The organism is Corynebacterium curieae (assembly GCF_027570035.1).
In the GTDB taxonomy this organism is placed as follows: Bacteria; Actinomycetota; Actinomycetes; order Mycobacteriales; family Mycobacteriaceae; genus Corynebacterium; species Corynebacterium curieae.
Genome location: NZ_JAKMUU010000003.1, coordinates 229,010 through 244,093, shown reverse-complemented (window position 1 = coordinate 244,093; position 15,084 = coordinate 229,010). Strand labels below are relative to the sequence as shown.

General features: G+C 60.8%; 13 protein-coding genes. 12 read left to right on the top strand and 1 reads right to left on the bottom strand.

The features are described from left to right. The first annotated feature begins 66 nt into the window (after positions 1-66). Together L8V01_RS07110 and L8V01_RS07105 are read left to right on the top strand one after the other, a co-directional pair. Positions 67-378 carry a hypothetical protein gene (locus tag L8V01_RS07110; protein ID WP_269946417.1) on the top strand — a complete coding sequence of 104 codons (312 nt, stop codon included), beginning with the start codon at positions 67-69 and terminating at the stop codon, positions 376-378. Beyond that, on the top strand, positions 378-2,132 hold the full coding sequence (locus L8V01_RS07105) for a hypothetical protein (protein WP_269946416.1): 1,755 nt from the start codon (positions 378-380) through the stop codon (positions 2,130-2,132). Before L8V01_RS07110 ends, L8V01_RS07105 begins: the two co-directional genes overlap by 1 nt. A gap of 261 nt (positions 2,133-2,393) precedes the next feature. On the opposite strand, the gene L8V01_RS07100 is transcribed toward L8V01_RS07105, so the two are convergent. Then, positions 2,394-3,227: a dienelactone hydrolase family protein gene (locus L8V01_RS07100; protein ID WP_269946415.1), complete on the bottom strand. Its 834-nt coding sequence runs from the start codon at positions 3,225-3,227 to the stop codon at positions 2,394-2,396. 205 nt (positions 3,228-3,432) lie between these two features. Between L8V01_RS07100 and L8V01_RS07095 the strand changes: the two genes are divergently transcribed. The 10 genes from L8V01_RS07095 (at position 3,433) to L8V01_RS07050 (ending at position 15,078) form a co-directional block, all read left to right on the top strand. Continuing rightward, positions 3,433-6,237, top strand: a complete 2,805-nt coding sequence (locus L8V01_RS07095) for an FAD-binding and (Fe-S)-binding domain-containing protein (protein WP_269946414.1) — start codon at positions 3,433-3,435, stop codon at positions 6,235-6,237. A 95-nt stretch (positions 6,238-6,332) separates the two neighbouring features. Continuing rightward, entirely contained in the window at positions 6,333-8,204 is a 1,872-nt protein-coding gene (gene glmS, locus L8V01_RS07090; RefSeq protein ID WP_269946413.1) for a glutamine--fructose-6-phosphate transaminase (isomerizing), read from the top strand. A gap of 165 nt (positions 8,205-8,369) precedes the next feature. Further along, positions 8,370-9,473: an alanine racemase gene (alr, locus tag L8V01_RS07085; protein WP_269946473.1), complete on the top strand. Its 1,104-nt coding sequence runs from the start codon at positions 8,370-8,372 to the stop codon at positions 9,471-9,473. Beyond that, entirely contained in the window at positions 9,463-9,963 is a 501-nt protein-coding gene (tsaE, locus tag L8V01_RS07080) for a tRNA (adenosine(37)-N6)-threonylcarbamoyltransferase complex ATPase subunit type 1 TsaE (protein WP_269946412.1), read from the top strand. The genes alr and tsaE overlap by 11 nt, the downstream gene beginning before the upstream one ends. A gap of 89 nt (positions 9,964-10,052) precedes the next feature. Further along, on the top strand, positions 10,053-11,642 hold the full coding sequence (locus tag L8V01_RS07075; protein WP_269946411.1) for an aspartate:alanine exchanger family transporter: 1,590 nt from the start codon (positions 10,053-10,055) through the stop codon (positions 11,640-11,642). 162 nt (positions 11,643-11,804) lie between these two features. Further along, entirely contained in the window at positions 11,805-12,314 is a 510-nt protein-coding gene (locus L8V01_RS07070; protein WP_269946410.1) for a hypothetical protein, read from the top strand. Further along, complete coding sequence (gene tsaB, locus L8V01_RS07065; RefSeq protein ID WP_269946409.1) at positions 12,314-13,021, top strand: tRNA (adenosine(37)-N6)-threonylcarbamoyltransferase complex dimerization subunit type 1 TsaB; 708 nt, start codon at positions 12,314-12,316, stop codon at positions 13,019-13,021. The genes L8V01_RS07070 and tsaB overlap by 1 nt, the downstream gene beginning before the upstream one ends. Next, a complete protein-coding gene (gene rimI / locus L8V01_RS07060) occupies positions 13,018-13,506 on the top strand; it encodes a ribosomal protein S18-alanine N-acetyltransferase (RefSeq protein WP_269946408.1) in 489 nt (162 codons plus the stop codon). The genes tsaB and rimI overlap by 4 nt, the downstream gene beginning before the upstream one ends. A 9-nt stretch (positions 13,507-13,515) precedes the next feature. After that, the gene (gene tsaD / locus L8V01_RS07055) at positions 13,516-14,559 is read left to right on the top strand and encodes a tRNA (adenosine(37)-N6)-threonylcarbamoyltransferase complex transferase subunit TsaD (RefSeq protein WP_269946407.1); all 1,044 of its coding nucleotides are present in this window, start codon (positions 13,516-13,518) and stop codon (positions 14,557-14,559) included. Positions 14,560-14,649: 90 nt separating this feature from the next. After that, complete coding sequence (locus L8V01_RS07050; protein WP_005322709.1) at positions 14,650-15,078, top strand: hypothetical protein; 429 nt, start codon at positions 14,650-14,652, stop codon at positions 15,076-15,078. Positions 15,079-15,084: the final 6 nt, after the last annotated feature.

Here is a 15,084-nt window from a genome sequence, read left to right as displayed (position 1 = left end):
TGGCGTAAACCCCAGTCCAATGAAGGTGAGCACTTTTACCGCATATGGATTTGGGGGAATACACCAATGTCTGAGGTTTTTCTTCGCCCCTCGGAGGCGATGTCCGCACTACAGCAGGTTGTGGCCGATAACGACGAGCAGCGCGATGCCCACAGGGCCGAGGTGCCGGATTTTCCTGTGGCCGCGGCTGGGCGCAATTTCGGCAGCCACGGGGAGCGCATTCGCAATGTTTTGGCGCGGATACATGAGCGAGGGGCCTGGCGGTTGGATAATCTATCCGCCACCGCTCAAGCAGCGCATGAGCAGATCCGCGCTTTTGCAGATTTTGATGAGTCCTTTGGCGGCTCATTCGCTCGCGGCGGGGAGGCGGCCCGCTAGTGAGTACGCTGACAAAATCCCTGCTGGGGGATTATTCCAACGCCATTTCGCAATTCCAGATGGCGTGCCTGGGTAGCTATTCGGGCCCAAGCATGCCGATGAATTTACTGGGTGAGTTGGTCGGTGCGGTCGATGGAATCGCGCCCGAAAATCTGGTGAAAAATACCGTTGCGGCCGTGGGTGGCAATCGCCCGAAAGGCGGCGGGGCCGGCCTGGCGGGTTATTTGCAGCAGGACGATTCCGAGGTTGCCCAAGGCGCCATGTGCGAGCACCTATGCGGTGTGCAGGATGACTTCGACATTGACCGCCAGGACGCCGCACACCTGACTAGTTCGGCGGAGCAATGTTCGGGCGCTATTGCCGACGTCGTCGATGTCTCCGATACCGCCCTTACCGAGCTCATCTCTGCGGTCATCCCGCTGCTGAATATCTTGTCCATGGTCGCCACCAAACACCCTCTGGCCAGGTTTATCATCCCGATTCTTTCCACCATCGGCGGCCGCGTTATCGAAGAGACAAACCATAATATCGCCAGCACTTGCCGCGACCGTGATGATGCGATCGAGTCCTGCTATAGCGAGTTTGAATCCCGCTGCGAGTGTGTCTGTGAGCGCCCATTGCCGGAAGAATGCCCGACACCGGCGAAACCTACAGATGATGCCTGCCCCGCACCGGTAGAAAAATGCCCGGACACTCCTACTTCCACTAAGCCGATGCCGAAGGAAGAGTGCCCGCCTCCGCCCTCGCAGCCTACCGAGCCCGTCCAGGCGGAGTGCCCACCAGAGCCCAAGCCCATGCCGGAACCAGAGCCTGAACCGGATAAGAGCCGGACCACGCCCACGGCGCCACAGCCGGTGCCACCCTCGACACCAGCGCCCACTCCACCGGCAGAGTGCCCCGTGCCTGAGCCCGAGCCCGAGCAGAACAGCAAGCCAGTCCCCGATAAGCCGGCACCTAAGCCAGACTTGCAGACGGAGTGCCCGCCAGAATCCCCGCGCCCCGTAGAAGCCACTACTCCGGCGCAGGCAGAAATCATCCCACCGCAGGAGCCACCAGAGAAACCGCAGCGGGTAGAAGAACCGTGCCCAGAACCAGAACCCAAGCCCGAGCCCAAGCCTGAAGCGGATACTGACACTGCCGCTGACTCCGGCTCAAGCGAGGAAACTTTATGCTCGGAGCGCACGGAGGAGTGTGAGGAGTCGACCCAGAATAACGCTGAAAGCTGCGATATTGAATCCTCGTGCAGCGGCAGCCTTGGTCTGGTCGGTGCCGGAATCGCTTTGGTAGGCGTGGGCCTCATCGTGGAAGGTGCCGCGCAGTGCTTGGAGAATATGTCCGAGGCGGATTGCCCGGTGCAAGAGCCGGAACCGGAGCCCGTTCCTGAGCCCGACCCTTGCCCAGAGCCAGAGCCGGAACCAGAACCTGAGCCCGAAGCGGAGCCCTGCCCTGAACCAGAACAACCTACTGATGACGGGGTGGTGCCACCTCCACCAGAGTTATCCCAGGTAGAGGAACCAGCACCGCCACCGGAGAAGGTGGCGCACCTCCAAGCAGACGGTCCAGCGGAGGCACCGGCGTCGGCCCCGGATCCGGCCCCTGTACCTGAGCCAGCACCGGCACCAGAGCAAGCGCCGGCACCGCAGCCAGCGCCAGAAGAAGCACCAGCGCCAGAGCAAGCGCCGGCACCGCAGCCAGAGGCTGTGCCCGCGCCGGAAGAACCATCCGTTAAGGCACGAAAGGCAGGGCAGTGGTAATGAATAATGACTTCGCCGAATTCGCGCAGGGCTTTCGCGAAAGGACAGCCAAGCGGCTGTTGGAATTCGAAAAAACACTGGCGAAAGCGCAAGACGAGCTAGAAAAGTCTGCGGATAAGGCCGTGGAACAAGCTAGGAGGGAGAAAGGACAGGTGGGGCGTCGGCAAGCGGCGGGGCAAAGGCCCCGATATAGCGCGGCCCCGGCGCGCTCTAGGAACGCGTCGGGGCAGGTGCAATCTGTGCTGCGGAGGGGATAAATCCTTAGGCGTCGCGGGTTACGCCGGCGCGCTCGGCTAGGTCCTCGCCCACTAGGCTTTCAACCTTCTTCGCGCTGGCCTCTGGATCCGCAAAGGCGTCATACTTGGAATCTCCATCGAGGGTGGCCAGCAAGAATCCGGTGACCAAACCGCGGGCGATCTCGGTGGGGCCGGACTGGAAAGCTGCAGTTCCGATGGCCAGTTTGCGCAGGCGATCCTCGGTAAAGCCAGCGTGGCTGCCCTTGTTGATGGCGCGGAAGCATACCGGGCCTTTCCAGTTATGGGCCAGTTTGGCGGGGTTGCCGGCATTGAAGATATCTTCCTGGCCGGCACCAATGACTAAGCCCGGAGTGGTGAGGTTGCGGGCGGCCTGTACCGCGGACGGGGCGGTGATGGAAGGATAAATCGCAGCGACGGCGGCAACCTTCTTATTATCCACGGCGCCGAGTACGGCGGTGCCGCCGCCCATGCCGTGGCCAATCATGCCGAGCTTGCCTGGAGAGACCGTAATATTTCCGGCGCCGAGCTTTACACCGGCGGCAATCTGCAGTGCGGATTCCATATCCGCGGCTAGGTTGCGGTGGTCGGGGAAGGGGCCGGTCTCAGAATCGGGGGCTACCACGACGATGCCCCAGCTGGCTAGGTGGCGCAGGGTGGCGTGGTAATCCTTAATTTTGTGCATCCAGTCATGGCCAAAGGCCACGGCGGGCAGACTCTGGCCCTCCGCGGGGGTATAAACCTTGCCGGTAACTCCGGCATAGTCAAGGTCGCCAACCAAAACTCGGTTGCGGCCACGCTTCGACAACGTTGCTAGATGTTTATTCAAATTCGCAGACACGCATTCCAGGATAGATGAAGATCCCCCGCCAGGCGGGGAAAGGGTAACCGTTTAGTAGAGAAATTCTGCACCAGAACTGGGCGGGCCGCGGGTGTGGAAGGCGGGGCGTGCTAAGCCCCTCCTAACTTGCGCCTGTGCGCGCAGGGGAGTGCAATGTGTGAACAACTACGTACTCTTTTATTTCTGGGAAGGCAGGCTGCGGTACATGACTACCGGCGTCGTTGATGTGGAAGAACTTTCTAATCGCTACGGGATGGAGGTAAAGACAGAGGTCATCGACCGTGTGGCGCATGCCTCCGATGCCTCGCATTACCTATACACCCCTAAGGCAGTCATTGAGGCTCATTCGGCCGAGCATGTCGCCGCTATCTTCCGTGCGGGCCGGCAGCAGAATGTTCCGGTGACCTTACGCTCCGGCGGCACCTCCCTGGCAGGCCAAGCCTCTGGTGATGGCTATCTGGTGGATGTGCGCAAGCACTTCCGCGGTATCGAAGTGCTTGATGAAGGCAAGCGCGTGCGCGTCCAGCCTGGTGTCACGGTGCGCCAAGTTAATGCTCGCTTGGGCCTGCGCAACCGCAAGCTCGGCCCGGATCCGGCCAGCGAGTCTGCCTGCACCATCGGCGGCGTAGTGGCTAATAACTCCTCCGGTATGGCCTGCGGCACCGAGCTCAATACGTATAACACCCTGGAATCGCTGACCTTCGTACTGCCCACCGGCACCGTGATCAACACCGCCGATCCGGACGCAGACCGGCAGTTCCAAGAGCAGGAACCGGAGCTGGTGGACACGCTTATCCGCCTGCAGCGCCGCGTGCGCGATAACCAAGAGTCCGTGGATATTATCCGCCGCCACTTCCAGCTGAAAAACACGATGGGCTATGGACTCAATTCTTTCCTGGATTTTGATAGCCCGGTCAAGCTTTTCGAGCACTTGCTTATCGGCTCGGAGGGAACCCTGGCCTTCATCGCGGAGGCCGTATTCCGCACCGTGCCGATTTCTAAGCTGACCACCACCACGGTGGCTGTATTTGATGACCTCACCGCTGCCACCAAGTCCCTGCCGGCCCTGCTGGATACCGGGGCCGCCACCCTAGAGCTTATGGACTCCGCCTCCATTCGCGTCGGCCAAGGCTTTGATAATGTCCCGCAGGCCATCACTGGGTTCGATGTGGACAAGCAGGCCGCATTGCTCATTGAATACCATGCGGATGCGGAAGAGGAGTTGCGCGATAAGGAAGGCAAGGGCTCGCAGCTTTTGCGCGAGCTGCCATTGCAGTCCCCGGCTGCTTTCTCTGCAGACACCGCCGCTCGCAATGCCGCGTGGAATTTCCGCAAGGGCCTCTACGCCCAGGTGGCTGAGGCGCGCCCGTCCGGTACGACGGCCCTTTTGGAAGACATCGTGGTACCCGTCGGCGACCTGGCTGATACCTGTTCCTCATTGCAGGAACTATTTACCCGCTATGGCTATGACGATGCCGTCATCTTCGGCCACGCCAAGGACGGCAATATTCACTTCTTGCTTACGGACCGCTTTGAAGGCGATGACGCCATTGGCCGCTATAACGACTTCAACGAGGGCATGGTGGACTTGGTCCTTTCTGCCGAGGGCAACCTCAAGGCAGAACACGGCACCGGCCGCGCCATGGCGCCGTATGTGCGCCGCCAGTACGGAGACGAGCTCTACGAGGTCATGCAGGAGCTCAAGCGGGCTTGCGATCCCACCAACACCATGAACCCAGGCGTCATCTTGGACGATGACCCGGATGCACACATCAAAAACATCAAGCTCAACCCCACCGTGGAAGAGGAAGTGGACCGCTGCGTAGAGTGCGGCTACTGCGAGCCGGTCTGCCCGTCGCGTGACCTCACGCTGACCCCACGCCAGCGCATCGTCGTGCGCCGCGCCCGCAAGCGCGCGGAAGAAGCCGGCGATAGCCAACTAGTGGCCGAGCTGGATCAGGCATACGAGTACATGGGCATCGAAACCTGCGCCGTGGATTCGATGTGCCGCACCGCCTGCCCAGTGGGCATCGATACCGGTAAGTTCATCAAGCGCCTGCGCCGCGAAGAGGCCCAGCCGGCGCAGCAAAAGCTATGGGGAGCTGCAGCCAAGAACTGGCAGGTGGTCAGTCAAGGTGCCGGATTGGCGCTGACCGGCGCGCACCTGCTTCCCACCGAGCTGGTCAAGAAGGTCACCGATGTGGGTCGCAGCCTCCTCGGTGAGGATAACCTGCCGCAATACCAGCCGGAGCTGGGCAAGGGCGGTAAGTCCCGCGGCCGCTTGGCCGGGCGCGTGGGAGACCGCTACGCGCAGACCACTGGTATTTACCTGCCAGCCTGCGTGAACACTATGTTTGGCCCGCAGGGTGGTGGCAAGGGTACTACCGATGCGTTCGTTACTCTATTGGAGCGCGCCGGGGTAGCGCTGGAGGTTCCGGAGGGCATCGACAAGCTCTGCTGCGGCACGCCATGGGCGTCCAAGGGCATGCAGGCCGGCCACGATGCGATGGAGCAGCGCGTGCGCGATATCGTCATGGACGCCACCGATGGTGCGCGCCTGCCGGTCATCGTGGACGCCAGCAGCTGTACCGCCGGTTTTAAGGACATGTTGGAATCCGTGGGCATTACCGTCATTGACGCGATTAGCTTTACGGCCGATACCCTCCTGCCGCAGCTCGATGTGCACAACCCAGTCGATTCCGTGACCGTGCACCCCACCTGCTCGTCGTTCCAGCTCGGCATGATGGAGGATCTAGAAACGGTAGCCCGCGCCGCAGCGACCGAGGTCCACATTCCTACTGACTGGAATTGCTGTGGTTATGCTGGCGACCGCGGCATGCTCCACCCGGAGCTTACAGAAGCCGCTACCCGCGCCGAGGCAGCGCAAGTCAAGGAAATCGGCGCGCAGTATCACGCCTCGACCAACCGCACCTGCGAGCTTGGCCTAACCCGCGCTACCGGCGAGGATTACCACCACATTTTGGAACTCTTGGAGCAGGCGACGCGCTAGTTTTCCCAGCGCACTAGCGGGTGGGGTGTGGTGCCCTGCTTGCCGACGCCCCGCCCGCCTAGAGCTTTGCCCCTTGTGCTGTAAAATCAGCAACCATGTGTGGAATTGTTGGATATATTGGTCACGCTGGTGGTGACCGTGATTACTTCGCCCTCGACGTAGTTCTGGAAGGGCTGCGCCGTTTGGAATACCGCGGCTATGACTCCGCTGGCGTAGCAATGTACGCCGATGGAGACATCAGCTGGCGCAAGAAGGCCGGTAAGGTCGCTGCGCTGGACGCTGAGATTGAAGCGCGTCCGTTGCCTGACTCTGTGCTGGGCATCGGCCATACCCGCTGGGCTACCCATGGTGGCCCCACCGACCTGAATGCGCACCCGCACGTGGTCGATGGCGGAAAGCTCGCCGTGGTGCACAACGGCATCATCGAGAACTTTGCCGAGCTCAAGTCCGAGCTTTTGAACAAGGGCTATAACTTCGTCTCCGAGACCGATACTGAAGTTGCCGCTACGTTGCTGGGCGATGTCTTCCACAACGAGGCCGCTGGTGACCTCACCAAGGCAATGCAGCTGACCTGCGCCCGCCTCGAGGGCGCGTTTACCCTGCTGGCCATCCACGCCGAGCAGGCCGATCGCATCGTTGCCGCTCGCCGTGACTCCCCGCTGGTTATCGGCTTGGGTGAGGGCGAGAATTTCCTCGGCTCCGATGTATCCGGCTTCATCGATTACACCAAGTCCGCCGTGGAGATGGACAACGACCAGGTCGTGACCATCACCGCTGACGAGGTAGAAATCACCGATTATAAGGGCAACCCTGCACAGGGCAAGCCTTTTGAAATCAAGTGGGATGCCGCCGCTGCTGAAAAGGGTGGCTTCGATTCCTTCATGGAAAAGGAAATCCACGATCAGCCCGCTGCTGTGCGCGATACCCTGCTTGGCCGCTTCGATGAACAAGGCCAGCTGACCCTCGATGATCTGCGCATCGATGAGACCGTGCTGAAGTCCATCGACAAGATCATCGTCATCGCCTGTGGTACCGCCGCTTATGCCGGCCACGTGGCACGCTACGCCATCGAGCACTGGTGCCGCATTCCTACCGAGGTTGAGCTCGCCCACGAGTTCCGCTACCGCGATCCCATCGTGAACGAGAAGACCCTCGTTGTCGCGTTGTCCCAGTCCGGCGAGACCATGGACACCCTGATGGCCGTGCGCCACGCCCGCCAGCAGGGCGCCAAGGTTATTGCTATCTGCAATACCCAGGGCTCGTCCATCCCGCGCGAATCCGATGCCGCGCTCTACACCCACGCCGGTCCGGAAATCGCCGTGGCTTCCACCAAAGCGTTCCTGGCGCAGATTACCGCTACCTACTTGCTTGGCCTCTATCTGGCCCAGCTGCGCGGCAATATGTTCGCCGATGAGATCCAGAGCGTTCTTGCTGAGCTGCGCCACATGCCGGAGAAGGTCCAAAGCGTCATCGACGAGGAAAACCAGGTGGCCAATCTGGCCAACTCCATGAAGGACGCGGAATCAGTGCTCTTCCTGGGCCGCCACGTCGGCTTCCCTGTGGCACTTGAGGGCGCACTGAAGCTCAAGGAGATCGCTTATCTGCACGCCGAGGGTTTTGCCGCAGGTGAGCTCAAGCACGGCCCGATTGCGCTGATTGAGGAAGGCCAGCCGGTCTTCGTCATTGTGCCGTCCCCGCGCGGCCGCGACTCCCTGCATTCCAAGGTCGTCTCCAATATCCAAGAGATCCGCGCCCGCGGTGCCATCACCATCGTGATTGCTGAAGAAGGCGATACCGCCGTGGAGGATTACGCTAACCACGTCATCCGCATCCCGAAGGCGCCGACCCTCATGCAGCCGCTGCTGGCCACCGTGCCGCTGCAGATCTTCGCTGCGCACGTAGCAAAATCCAAGGGCTACGACGTGGATCAGCCACGAAACTTGGCCAAGTCCGTGACCGTGGAGTAATCCACGCCGAACGGCACCGGCTAAGCCCCCTTACCCGCCGCGTTTCTTGCGTGGGAGGTAAGGGGGCAATTCGTTTTTGCAAGTGCGTATCTTCACGCAGGTACGATGCTGGAGGCCGGAAACAGCCTTTTCGAATTCAGCAAAAGGGTGAGCAGTGGCACAATGGTGGGCATGCTGAAAACCACCATTGATCTCTCCTCCATTGCGCACAACGTTCGCCTCATCAAGGAAAAGGTGGGGCCTGAGGTCAAGCTCATGTGCGTGGTCAAGGCCGATGCCTATGGGCACGGCGCCGCCAAGGTAGTTCCGGTGATGGCGCGCGCGGGCGCGGATTGCTTTGGTGTGGCCACCCTGCGGGAGGCCGTGGAGCTGCGCCGCGCGGGCGTGGATTCACCCATCGTGGCATGGATCTGGCAGACGGAAGAAATCCTCGAAGAGGCGCTTGCCTGCGGCATTGAGGTGGCGGTCAACTCCCTCGAGCAAGCGCATCAATTAGTCAAGTCCGAAATTCCTGCGGAGATTTACGTCAAGGTGGAAACCGGTATGCATCGCTCCGGCGTGGATGAGGAGGATTGGGCAGAGACCTTTAAGGTGCTGCGCGACGCCCCACACATCAAGGTGCTCGGCCTCATGTCCCACTTTGCGTGTGCCGATGAGCCGGATAATCCGCACAATGACGCCCAAGAAGAGGCGTTCCGCACGGCCCTGCGGCTCGCGCGCGAAATTGGGCTGGAGTGCCCGGTTAACCACCTGGCCAATTCGCCCGCGGTGCTGACTCGTCCTTCCTCCTATTTCGAGCAGGTGCGCGTAGGTGTCGCCTGCTATGGTTTGGAACCGATTGGAGGGCGCGAGCATGGCCTGCGCCCAGCCATGACCTGGTCCGGGCAGATTTTTAATGTAAAGCCCATTCAGCCGGGGGAGGGCACCTGCTATGGATTGACCTGGAAGGCGGATAAGCCGGGTTTCTTAGCCACGGTGGATTGCGGCTACGCCGATGGCCTGCCGCGCGGTTATCAGGGGGACCTGCACGTGGGCATTGGTGGGCACCTCTACCCACAGGTAGGAAGAATCTGTATGGATCAGATCGTGGTGGACTTGGGTGATAACCCGCATGGCGTAGAGCCAGGCCAAGAAGCCGTGATCTTTGGCAACGGGGGAATATCGGCCACGGATCTCGCCGCGGCAGCAGGAACCATTAACTACGAGGTTGTCTGCCTGCCCGGTGGCCGCACCGAACGCGAATATATAGGAGAAGAAGATGCGCAGTAGCTTTCCGGAATCTGGCAGTCGCGACCTATCCACGGTGGAAGAAACCTACGCCTTCGGTGAAGAACTGGGTGCGGCGCTCGAGGCCGGCGATGTGGTGATTCTGGATGGGCCGTTGGGTGCGGGGAAGACGACGCTTACCCAGGGCGTCGCCAAGGGCATGCGAGTCAAGGGGCGCGTAACCTCGCCGACCTTCGTCATTGCCCGCGTACATCGCACTACGGTGGGCGGCCCGGACCTCGTGCATGTGGATGCCTACCGGCTGTTGGATGAGGGCGGGGCCAACTCCGGAGATCCGCTCGGCGAACTTGACGCCCTAGACCTGGATACGGAGTTGGAAGAAGCCGTGGTCATCGCCGAATGGGGCGGGGGACTAGTGGAGCAAATTGCGGAGCGCTACCTGTTTATAAGCATCGACCGCGAGCCAGCCGAGTATGCGGGTGCAGCCGAGGATGTGCGCCGCTTTACCTGGTCCTGGCAGGGTGGTATTTGAAACACTTGTCCGCCTTAAGGAAGTTTAAGTGATAAAAGTCCTAAGCGGAGGATTTGATCCGGGTATAACCGGCACGTAATTCTATAGGGGTGTTGAATTTTCTCGCTTCAAGTCCTTTGCTATCTCTCTTCGTCATCATGGCGGTGGGTCTAGCGATTGGCAAGATCAAGCTCTTCGGCATCTCTCTCGGTGCTGCGGCCGCGATGTTCGTGGCCTTAGGTCTATCTACCGCCAATCCTGATATTCAGATCCCGCCCTTGGTCTATCAATTTGGCCTAGCTATTTTCGTCTATGCCATTGGCCTAAGTTTTGGCCCTTCTTTTGTCCGCGAGTTCAAAACCCGCGGCTGGAAGCTCACCGTATTTATGCTGGGCATGCTGGTCATCTTGGTAGTGGTAGGCTATGGCCTCATCCGCGGTTTTGGCCTTAGCGTGCCAGAAGCCTCCGGTATGTTTGCCGGTTCGCTCTCCTCCACGCCAGGTATGGCCGCCGTGGTGGAAATGGTGGGCGATTCCACCCCGGTTGTTGGCTACTCCTTGGCTTACCCCGGCGCGGTGATCGGTGCGATCCTGGTCGCCGCCATTGGCGCCAAGGTGGTCAAGGTCAACCATGAGGAAGATGCCCGCGCAGAGGGCATGATTCCCGCCGAGCTGGTAGTTAAAGGCGTGCGTTTGACCAAAAACTTCAATGATTCCGCTGGTCACATCTACCGCGTTACCGGGCAGACTGTGGTTGCTACTCGTATCATCTCGGACGAGGAGCGCCACCGCCTCGCCGTGCCAGAGATGCCGCTGTGCGAGGGCGAGGCCTATCTGCTCAACGGCTCAGAAGAGGCCGTCGATAAGGCCATCGAAATCCTAGGCGAGGAATACCCGGTGGAGCTTACCGAGGATGCCGGCCTAAAATACACCCGCGTTACCGTGTCCAACCCGGAGATTGCCGGCAAATCGGTGCGCGAGATCAAGGCTCTTGACCACGGCTTTATCATCGCACGAATCCGCAAGGGCGATAAAGACCTCGTTCCGCACCCGGATACGGTACTCAACTATTCGGATCGCGTGCGCGTGGTAACCAGCCCGAGTCGCCTGCCTTATGTGCGCAAGTACCTCGGTGACTCTGAAGCCGCTTTGGGTAATGCTGATCTGCTGTCCATGGCCATCGGCCTGACGCTGGGTATGCTGCTTGGCCTCATCCCGATTCCGATGCCTGGCGGCTCCACCTTGCAGCTGGGCTTTGGTGGCGGCCCCGTGGTCGTCGGCCTGCTGCTGGGCTACCTCAATCGCACTGGTCGTCTGAACTGGCAGATGCCATTTCAAACCCGTGAGACCTTGTCCAATATGGGCCTTACCTTGTTCCTTGCCGGCGTGGGTACCTCGGCCGGTGCCTCTTTCCGCGATGCCCTGACGGATCCTTCCTCCCTGACCATTATGGGCGTGGGCCTTATCATCACCCTGACCTCTGCCATTCTTATTGGTGTCATCGGCATGCTGGTGCTGAAGCTGAAGTGGGACGAGGCCATGGGCTGTGCGGCTGGCATGACCACCAATCCGGCCGTCTTTGCCTATATCCGCGATCAAACCGGCACCGAGCTAGCCGGGCGTGGTTGGGCCACGGTGTATCCCACCACGATTATTGGCAAGATTATCGCTTCACAGGTGCTGCTTCTGCTGTTGCTATAGCCCCGATATATCGCGTTAATTACTCACCCACAGGCTCGCCCGCCTACACTGGCAGGCACTACCCTGTGGGTTTGTGTTGCGGTTAGCCAGGTAGCATCGGTTGCCAGACAGACCGCCGCCCGCCTGAAACTTAAAAACTTTTCAAGGAGCCTTACTCACCCCATGACTAAATTCGCTCGCAACCTCACCGCCGCCATCATCGCCATCTTTATTGTTGTCTTGATGGTTCTCCTTGCTGCATCCACCCTGCGCGAGGACAATCCGTTGGAAGGCAACCTTTCTTCCACGCTGTCAAAGGCACCCAATAATCTGGACGTAATGAGCCTTATTCCTTCCGATGTGTATGGCAAGGATTACGCTGCCATTGGCTTCATCTGTCCAGGCATGAAGGAAGACAAGGTCGAAGAGGCGCAGATCGATACCAAGAACATTTCCTTTGAGGACGGCAAGGTCCCAGAGGGCAAGAGCTACGCCGTCGCCATTTCCCAGAGCGCTAAGCCCTTTATCGAGGAGCTGGATCCGGAAAAGGTCGAGGTATGCGAGATGATTGACATGCAGGTCAAGGCCATGGAAAAGCAGGGCCAGAGCCTTGATGGCGGCGTACCAATGGTCCAGGGCGCTCAGCCGCTGGCGTTCGAGCGTAAGGATGGAACCTGGAAGCTGGTCGGCTAATGCGCGTCCTCGCGATCGACACGGCCACTACCGCCTTGGTTACCGGGGTGGTGGATACCGCAACAGGGCAGACCAACCAGCGTGTGTTGGAGGATACCCGCGCCCACAATGAGCTGCTTATCCCTACGATCGCCGATGTTCTTGCTGAGGCGGGCTTAGAGTATGCGGACCTCGATGCGGTGGTGACCGGAGTGGGCCCAGGTCCCTTTACTGGGTTGCGCGTGGGCATGGCGACGGCCTCCGCTCTTGCCGACGCCCTCTCGATCCCCCTCCACGGCGTATGCACCCACGATGCTATTGCCCTTGCTGCAGACCTCGAAGCGCACCCCGCAGGTGCGGACGGCGAGGCCACTGCCTTGGTGGCTACTGATGCGCGCCGCAAAGAGATCTATTGGGCCACCTACCGCGCAACCGACTCCGGTGTGCAGCGCATTGCTGGCCCTGAGGTAAGTAAACCGGCCGAAATCGAGGTGAAACTTACCTCTACCGCCGAGGTCATCATCCCCGAGCGTCTCGCCACACAGCTTCCGGAGAAGCTCGCCGCACTGCCGCGGCGCGAAGCCCAGCCCACCGCAGCGGCGCTCGTTGCTGTAGCTGACCTGAATGCAGAACCGGCCCCAGTGGTGCCGCTGTACTTGCGCCGTCCGGACGCGGTCCCGCCGAAGAAGCAACAGCTGTCTGCCGCCATCCCCAAGGTCGAGCTGTGAAGCTGCGCGAGCTAACCCCGGCCGATGCACCTCGGTGCGCCGAGCTGGAAAAGGTCCTTTTCCCCGGAGAAACCTCCTGGTCCAGCGGAGTTTTCCACCAGGAAATGGCCCAGCCCTTCAACTTCTATTTCGGGGTGGAAGGTGCACTCGAGGTGCCGGAACCCGTGGAGCTCCTAGGCTATGCGGGCATCGGCATGATGGGCCCAGCCGCGGACCCCGAATTTGAAATCCACACCATTGGTGTCGACCCCGCCGCGCAGCGCCGCGGCATTGCGCGGATGATGATGGATAATATCTGCCATATCGCGGATCTTAAGGATGCCCCAGTGTTTCTCGAGGTCCGTGTGGGCAATGATCTAGCCATTGGCCTGTATGAGCGCTTTGGCTTTGCCAAGCAGGGGATCCGCAAGAACTATTACCAACCTTCCGGGGCGGATGCGCACGTGATGGTGCGCCCGCGCCAGTCCGAGCGCCAAGAAGATTAAGGAGCAGTCATGAAGATCATGGGCATCGAGTCCTCCTGCGATGAAACCGGCGTGGGCATCGTCGAGCTTCGCGAGGACGGCCACATGGAAATCATCGCCAATGCCGTTGCTTCCTCCATGGAGCAGCATGCGCGTTTCGGCGGCGTCGTCCCAGAAATCGCCTCCCGCGCCCACCTTGAGGCCATGCCGCAGGTGATGCAGGCTGCGCTCGATGAGGCGGGCATCGCCAAGCCGGATGCCATCGCCGCTACCGTAGGGCCCGGCCTAGCTGGAGCACTGCTGGTGGGCGCCTCGGCCGCGAAGGCCTATGCCGCAGCCTGGGGCGTGCCTTTCTACGGCGTTAACCACCTTGGCGGCCACGTTGCCGTGGCCAACTTGGAAGGCGAAGAGCTGCCGCACGCGGTGGCCCTTCTGGTCTCGGGCGGGCATACGCAGCTGTTGGAAGTAGAGGCCGTCGGCAAGCCCATGCGCGAGTTGGGCTCTACGCTTGACGACGCCGCCGGTGAAGCCTACGACAAAGTCTCCCGCCTCCTAGGTTTGGGCTACCCCGGTGGCCCGGTGATTGATAAGCTCGCCGCCCGCGGCGAAGCCACTATCGATTTTCCGCGCGGCATGTCCCGCGCCGAGGATTTGCGCGGCCCGCACCGCCACGACTTCTCCTTCTCCGGGCTCAAGACCTCCGTGGCCCGTTACGTCGAGCGTGCCGAAAAAGCGGGGGAGACCATCAGCATGGAGGATGTCTGTGCCAGCTTCCAAGAAGCCGTGGCCGATGTCCTGACCGCCAAGGCCGTGCGTGCCTGTGAGGATACCGGTGCCCGCGTGTTGCTGTTGGGAGGCGGGGTGGCCGCTAATTCCCGCCTGCGTGAGCTAGCCGCCGAGCGCTGCGCCGCCGCTGGGGTGGAGCTGCGCGTGCCGCGCTTTTCGCTGTGCACCGATAACGGGGTGATGATCGCGGCCATCGGCGCGCAACTCATCCATGAAGGTGCCCAGCCTTCTGGCCTCGGTGTAGGTACCGATACCCAGATGGACGTGGAAGAGCCGCAGTTAACCTAAAGTTCTTCTCGCTCGCGCTGCAGGCGGGGCGCGGGGCCGGTACTCTAAAGGCGTTCATGCCCTCTTGGCTTTCTGAAGGAGCTTTCTCTCATGACCGTCGGTTTCCTTGTCAACCCTGATCTCACCCGCCGCAAGCTAGAGTTCGAGCTGGAGCACGCCAACCAGTTCTTGGGCGGCACCACCGAGGACCGCGTCTCCGTTGTATTCCAAGAGGATGGCACCACCTATGCGGCGCTTTACAACCCCGAAGCCAAGGCCGAAGGAGCCGAGCCTAACCCGGTAGCCTCTCTGGCGCGCAACGCGGCCGCTACCGGCAACGCTGCCTTCCTGCAGGACCCCATCCGCTCCATCTGCGGCCCGGTCATTTTCGTCGATGCCGAGGGCGAAGACACCACCATCGATGCCGTCATCGAGTCCGTAGAACAGGGCATTCGCGCCGTCAAGAACTACCGCGAAGACAACCCGGAGGAGTACACGCTCTGGCGCGCGGCCGTTATCAATTCCGATAAGAGCCTCTAAGCCCCG